Origin of the sequence: Shewanella sp. SR44-3 (genome assembly GCF_014163735.1) — a bacterium.
Lineage (GTDB): Bacteria > Pseudomonadota > Gammaproteobacteria > Enterobacterales > Shewanellaceae > Shewanella.
Map to the genome: position 1 here is coordinate 43638 of NZ_JACJDV010000026.1, position 6193 is coordinate 49830.

5 protein-coding genes are annotated in these 6193 nt (G+C 43.8%); 1 reads left to right on the plus strand and 4 read right to left on the minus strand.

The genetic code is table 11. The annotated features are described in order from the left end of the window. Nucleotides 1–14: 14 nt before the first annotated feature. Entirely contained in the window at nucleotides 15–1064 is a 1050-nt protein-coding gene (locus H5073_RS12930) for a 3-oxoacyl-ACP synthase III (protein ID WP_182679986.1), read from the minus strand. Between the two features lie 310 nt (nucleotides 1065–1374). Continuing rightward, complete coding sequence (locus tag H5073_RS12935; protein WP_182679987.1) at nucleotides 1375–2733, minus strand: methyltransferase; 1359 nt, start codon at nucleotides 2731–2733, stop codon at nucleotides 1375–1377. A 95-nt stretch (nucleotides 2734–2828) separates the two neighbouring features. Here H5073_RS12935 and H5073_RS12940 point away from each other — a divergent pair, with 95 nt between their 5' ends. Further along, on the plus strand, nucleotides 2829–3053 hold the full coding sequence (locus tag H5073_RS12940) for a DUF1289 domain-containing protein (protein ID WP_182679988.1): 225 nt from the start codon (nucleotides 2829–2831) through the stop codon (nucleotides 3051–3053). 33 nt (nucleotides 3054–3086) lie between these two features. Here the strand turns inward: H5073_RS12940 and H5073_RS12945 are convergent, their stop codons facing one another. Both H5073_RS12945 and H5073_RS12950 read right to left on the minus strand, forming a co-directional pair. Next, the gene (locus H5073_RS12945) at nucleotides 3087–3449 is read right to left on the minus strand and encodes a YajD family HNH nuclease (RefSeq protein ID WP_182679989.1); all 363 of its coding nucleotides are present in this window, start codon (nucleotides 3447–3449) and stop codon (nucleotides 3087–3089) included. 169 nt (nucleotides 3450–3618) lie between these two features. Beyond that, nucleotides 3619–5595 (minus strand): choline BCCT transporter BetT, encoded by a 1977-nt coding sequence (locus H5073_RS12950; RefSeq protein WP_182679990.1) that lies wholly within the window; start codon nucleotides 5593–5595, stop codon nucleotides 3619–3621. Between the last annotated feature and the right edge of the window lie 598 nt (nucleotides 5596–6193).

The window sequence follows — 6193 nt, forward strand, 5'->3', positions numbered from 1 at the left end:
GTTATTCTAATTATTTACCACTTAATGCCTAGCATCATGCAGTTAAGGCCGCTGCCAATACCCAGAAAACTCACCTGATCGCCCACTTTTAAGAAGCCTTGATCGTGCGCCATAGCTGCGGTCACAGGTAACGACACAGTGCCCATGTTGCCTAAGGTTTGGTAAGTTGGGTATTCTTTTTCATGGGGGATATTAAGCGCATTAAGCACCTGTCTGCGGTTAGAAGCGCCCACTTGGTGACAAATCACCTTGTCGACTTGTTCTACCAGCCAATCACGCTGAGACAAAAAATGCTCCCAGGTATGCTTGGCCAAATCTACGCCTTCTTTAAGTAAGGTCACCGCATCGGTTCGCATAAACTCGCGGTACAACAAGTGCCCAGCTTCTTGGAGGCCCCATTGACACAGCTGATGATGCTCTGGCGCAGACAAGTGACTAGCGCCTAATAATTGGTGCTGGCGGGCAGTTTTTAACGGCAAGCTGCCATCGGTTAGAATCACCGCAATAGCGCCTGAACCGCCAGTTAAGGTGGCTAAGGACTGAGCAAAGTTTTGCATGGTGGGATCGGCAAGCATATTGTCGATTGTCGCTTCGACGATATCGCGTGCTGATTCGCAAGACACCACCATACCGGCTTTAATCTGCCCAAGTTCGATACGGTTTGCGATATCCAAAATCCCTGATAACACCCCAAGGCAAGCGTTGCTGATGTCATAAATGGCGGTGTCTTTAGACACCCCTAGTTCGGCTGCTATGCGGCATGCTGTGGCAGGTTCGTGCTGATCGCGGCACACGCCAGTGTAAACCACTGCGCCTAAATCACTCACGGCGATGCCAGTTTCATCTATGGCTTTATGGGCGGCACTAATAGCACCGTCAGAGAGACGAAAGCCTTTAGGCCACCAGCGGCGCTCTGTAATTCCAGTTAAGGCGGCAAGCTGGCCCATAGGAATACGGAACTTTTGATATAAAGGCGCTAGGCGTGATTCTAGATCTAGGCTGGACACCACTAGGGGGGCAAGCTCATAGGCTAAACTATTGATAAAGACGCGGGAATATTTCATGAAACCGTATTAATCACTCATTATGATAGCCGTTATGGCACGACTCAATTTATTGTTATTCGTTTGGGCAGCTTATCTCTGGCTCATTTCACAAGCAAAATGCGAGATAAAAACTCCCTAAGCAGCCATTTGAGCAAGAATAGCCTAAATATTCAATCAAAAACCGCCTTTAAGCCCTAAGCTGCCACTACACTTTACCTACAAATTAGTCATTATCATTCGACTAGCTGCTTGATTTAATCAAAAAAATTATAAATAAAATAACTTAAACAAAGGCTTAAATACCCATTTGATACTTAAGCCTAGATTTTCAATATTTAATGCCTTGAATAAAGCCATTTCTTGGAGTGATACTGTTTGCACAAAATTCACTCAGCCCTACCTGATAACCTGACTCCTGTAAATAAATGGCACGGTCCAGTAATAACCAAGTCTCTAATACGCTGCGAAATAAATGACTGACCAAATCTATCCGTAAGGTCAGTGCGTGCCTTTTCTGGCCTTGGCGTAAAAAGGCCGCAAAATCTACCCCTTTTGGTAATAATAATTGTTTGGCACTGGCGGCCCAGTGACAAAAATCGACAAAACTGCCACTCAGCTGACTCTGTTTTAGCGTCGGTACGGGTAAATAATGTTGCTTGCCAGTGATTTCACGCTGCAAACTGTCAAACCCTAAACGCCACACAACCTCTTGGTGACGTAAAGCTTGCTGCTTGGAACTTGCTATCACGCTTTGCTGCAAGGGTAGCTGTAAATGATGCCGAGTAAGACCCAATCCCCTGCCGTTCGCCGCCAATAATTGTGCCTTGCTCGATAACGGCTGATATACCTGCTCTCGAATAAGGTGATAACAACAGGGGGAGATGGAAATCATCTTTGTATTGGCAGCGGTTGCAAGCTGTAATAAACGCACATGTAAATCGCCGCAGGCATGTAAAGCGATAGCGTGCTGCTTTGCCTTAATAGGGCTATTCTCTGCGTGAATATCTATGTCTTCAAAGGCATCCGCGCAAATAAAATCTTGCGCAACGTGCCATTTATCGGCAAGTGTCTGGCCTTGTTCACACAAGCTCTGCTGCCACTCAAGACTGGTCACCGCCACCTGTTGAGTTTTTGCCACTAAGCGGCCAAGGTGACCTTTACCCGCACACCACTCAAGCACAGGCAAGTCATTAACACCTTGCAGAAAACTCATCTGGGTAAATGCGGTAATTTGCTGCCATTTACGGCCCTTTATGCCAGCGCTAAAGTGGCTCAAATCCTGATGGCTAAAGGCATCAGTCGCGGCTGGGTCCTTATCAGCTAAGCTTTGCTCATCCACTCGCGGTTCATCGATGCGCAGCGCGGAAAAAGCATTATCGAGTAATGGCAGCAAGTCAATTAAAGATTGAATTTCAGGGGCATGATGCGCGGCCTTTGCAAGATCCAATCTAAGGCTTGGCAGTAAGGTGGCGACTAAGGCCGTTTGATTTTTATCTATTGTATCAATGTTCTCATCATCAAGGGCGGTTACTGCAGTAGCTAAATGGGGAAAGCGAACAGCCCAAGGCAAATCATGACATTCAAAGGCCTGCAATTGCCACAGCGGGGCTAATCCAAGCAATAACTGATTAAGACGTTCAAAATGCTGCCCATACCCAGAGGGGGGAATTTGTTGCTCAATGGCCATTAATTAACTGCACTCGACATGCTATGCTTTGCACCACTAACAGCTTACCGAAGTTACCGGTAAGCGTATGAAATAGATAACTGAGATTGTAAACCATGCATTCACCTTGTGTCGCCCGCTGCGGCTTAAATGATGACGATTATTGTATGGGCTGTTTTCGCCACATCGATGAAATTGTTTCTTGGTCATCAACCACAGAAATTGAACAACAAGTGATTTGGGATAAATTGCCTGCGCGAAAAATTGCGTTTGAGGGAGACAGTAATAACCAAACCATCAGCCGCGCCAAATGGCTTGCCACAGAAGCTAAACAAGGCTAATACCGGTATTCTCCAAGCGTTTAATCTTGCAGTTTACTTTTTCATTCTCGCTTTCAGATCGGCGAAAGGGTTATAAGTCGCAGTTGCTTGTTTGGTTTCAGTGGTGCTGCCATAGCGAATAAGCTCTTCAAAACGTGAATGCTCATTATCGTGACAATACAGGCATAGCAGTTCCCAATTACTGCCATCTGAAGGGTTATTATCGTGATTGTGATCCCTGTGATGCACAGTGAGCTCAGACAAATTTTTATGAGTAAATTCACGAGTACAGCGACCACATACCCAAGGGTAAAGCTTTAACGCTTGCTCACGGTAACCCTTCTCACGACTGGCTTTATACTCATTGGCTTCGGCCAATACTTTATCTAACTTGCTTTGACCCTGATTTGCTGACATTGCCTTTCTCACACTCAAAAAAATTGCCCCTAGGATAATAAGGCTTATCACTGGGGGCAATCTATTTATTCAGCGCTAGCCATTAAAGCGCTAATGCGGGTCATTGGCAACCTAACCCGAGTGACATCTCTAACCTATGTATTTTTGATACACAGCGATGCAATACGGCTTACAGTTCATTGCCCACGGGAGCGTAATTGGACAAGTGCAGATAATGTAAATAACGTTCGTATTGACTAACAATATCTGCAATGATCTGTTCTTGGGTATAACCCATCACATCATATTGCTGACCACCATGCTCAAGAAAAACTTCTACCCGATAGAAGGTCTTTTCTTCTTTATCTGCATGCTCCACCCGACCAGACATAGTAAAGGCTTGAATACGCATACCATAGACGAAAGCTAAAGGCTCGTCGGCACCGATAATCAAACGGGCTCTGTGATCCAAGTGTACAATTTGTGCTTGCACCCCTTTTTGCACAAAGATACTTTGCACTTCAACTAATGCGGGCCTGGCGACTTTGGCAATAAACACCTGAGCTTCATCAAAACTAGGTTGAGAAACCAAGACGCCAATTCTGTCTTGCCAGCTCATACTCGTCTGAGCGTACTGCACACTAGTATTGTGTGACTGAACATTACTGAGTTTAAGCCAGTCATCTTTTAAGGCTCGATATAAACCTAAACACATCAATAACATTACCAGCAGAAATGGCATGGCACTGGCAATCGCCGCGGTTTGCAAGGCTTGCAAGCCACCAGCGACAAGTAATACAGCAGCGACAACACCTTGTAGCGTCGCCCAGAAAATACGTTGCCACACAGGGGCATTACTATCGCCACCAGAGGTCAGGTTATCAATCACCAAAGAACCTGAATCAGATGATGTCACAAAGAAAGTCACCACCAAACACAGGGCAATAATCGATAAAAAATTAGACATAGGAAAATGTTCAAAGAACTTGAACAAGGCCACTGAAACATCAGTGGAAACCGCTTCAGACAAATAGCTGGCACCATGATTCATGATGGCATCAATCGCGCTATTGCCAAATATTGTCATCCATAAAAATGTCAGCGCACTTGGGACAAATAATACCCCGATTAAAAACTCACGAATGGTACGACCACGGCTTACTCTGGCGATAAAGGTACCCACAAAAGGTGACCATGAAATCCACCAGCCCCAATAAAGTAACGTCCAGCCACCAATCCAATCATCTTTTTGCTGATAGGCATAAAGATTAAAGGTTTTCTCAACTAGCTCACTTAAGTAACTGCCAGTGTTTTGCACAAAGGCTTGCATCAACATCACTGTTGGCCCAAGTAAAAGTACCGCAAACATGAGCAAACAGGCTAAGCCTAAATTAAGTTCACTTAAACGTTTAACGCCTTTATCTAAACCAGAAAAGACAGACAAGGTTGCAATAGCAGTAATAATGGCAATTAAGCCCACCTGCATCCAAGCATTATTAGGGAAGCCATCAATTAAATAACTTAAACCTGAATTGACCTGCAACACCCCAAAACCTAAGGACGTTGCCACACCAAACATGGTACCCAGCACCGCAAATGTATCAACAGCATGGCCTATGGGGCCATAAATACGTTCGCCAATTAACGGGTATAACGCAGAGCGAGGCAGCAAAGGAAGTTTATGACGATAAGAAAAATACGCCAAGCTTAACGCCACTACGGCATAAATTGCCCAGGCATGCAGCCCCCAATGGAAGAAAGTGATCTTCATGGCATCTTTTGCGGCAGCAATGGATTCTGGGGTTGCATCAGGCGGTGCTAAATAATGCATCACAGGCTCTGCGACACCAAAAAACATTAATCCTATGCCCATGCCTGCAGAAAACAGCATGGCTATCCAGCTTTTGTAACTGTAATCGGGCACCGCATGATCTGGCCCCAGCTTAATGTCACCAAAACGGCTCATCATCACAAACAAAACAAACAGCAAAAAAATAGCCACGGCTAAAATATATAACCAGCCAGCTTTCTGCTCTATGCCACCTTGTACCGATTTAAAGAAATGACTCGCCTCTTGTGGCCAAAGCGCACACAAAAATACCATCAGAGCAATTAAAACCACAGATGAGAAAAACACTGCTGGGTTGATACTTGTCTTAATCGACATACTCTCTCCCAAGAATATAAATAGATAACCTATCATCAAAAATTAATTATAGATCCAGATACAAAGCATATCACAGCTAGTGCTTGCAAATGTATGCTAGTTAAAATTCAGTTTTATAAATCAACTAATTAACGGGGATTTTATGAAAGAGTGACTTGACCATCAGATCAAGATAGTTGATTATGTACACACTTGTTAAATAAAAGCACCGAGAGTTGCGCCACAGAGGTCAAATTGTTGCAAATTGTTGCAAAAAAATGATTTTTTGCTATTTATTTTCAACAAATTAATGAGTAGAATGCTCGCGCAAATAAGCTTAAATATAAAGGATTGGTCAGCAAAGATCACACATGGCAGTGAAAATATAAAAAATAGCTCATTGTTGTTGATGTTCTTTTAGACACTTTCCCCAAATGTTCCCCCTTCAATCTAGGTAACAATAAAAACACCTGAATATGAAAATAAACTCAACAGTGTATTTCTGTTGATTTAATAACTTAAGTTTAATCGCTAAACCAAAGTCGCAATGTAACAAGGATATTACATGAATTTTGATAAAAATAAATTACTTCTATCGGCCTTGATGGCATTGGCCTTA

Coding starts and splice junctions, on each gene's coding strand:
- H5073_RS12930 (WP_182679986.1), bottom strand. CDS start 1,064: ATGAAATATTCCCGCGTCTTTATCAATAGTTTAGCCTATGAGCTTGCC.
- H5073_RS12935 (WP_182679987.1), bottom strand. CDS start 2,733: ATGGCCATTGAGCAACAAATTCCCCCCTCTGGGTATGGGCAGCATTTT.
- H5073_RS12940 (WP_182679988.1), top strand. CDS start 2,829: ATGCATTCACCTTGTGTCGCCCGCTGCGGCTTAAATGATGACGATTAT.
- H5073_RS12945 (WP_182679989.1), bottom strand. CDS start 3,449: ATGTCAGCAAATCAGGGTCAAAGCAAGTTAGATAAAGTATTGGCCGAA.
- H5073_RS12950 (WP_182679990.1), bottom strand. CDS start 5,595: ATGTCGATTAAGACAAGTATCAACCCAGCAGTGTTTTTCTCATCTGTG.